General features: G+C 63.9%; 1 protein-coding gene. It reads left to right on the top strand.

The genetic code is table 11. The features are described 5' to 3' along the window. Positions 1-366: VOC family protein (locus EOA13_RS37735; RefSeq protein ID WP_206535398.1), on the top strand; the 366-nt coding region annotated here is incomplete at both ends.

Genomic DNA, 366 nt, shown 5'->3' on the forward strand with positions numbered 1-366 from the left:
GCCTATCGTCATCAGCGTTCCCGACATCACCAACACCGAGGCCGTGCTGACCCGGGTGATGAACATGCGCAAGGCGCGTGATTATGCGTCGCCGGATGGCGAGGGTCTGGTTCATGTCTTCGAAATGGGAGCAGGCGGGCCGGCGGCGGAACTTCATGTCGCGGTGCAGCCGGGTCTTGCGCCGGCACGTCAAGGCGCCGGGGCGGTCCACCACGTCGCGTTCAGGGCGCCCGACCAGGAGACCTTGCATCAATGGACGGCGCGGCTGGCCGAGTTCCGTCTGCCGTCAAGCGGTGAGGTCGAACGATACTACTTCCGCTCGCTCTATTTCCGCGAGCCGAACGGCATATTGTTCGAGATTGCCAC

It is taken from the genome of Mesorhizobium sp. M7A.F.Ca.US.011.01.1.1, from assembly GCF_003998295.1.
In the GTDB taxonomy this organism is placed as follows: domain Bacteria; phylum Pseudomonadota; class Alphaproteobacteria; order Rhizobiales; family Rhizobiaceae; genus Mesorhizobium.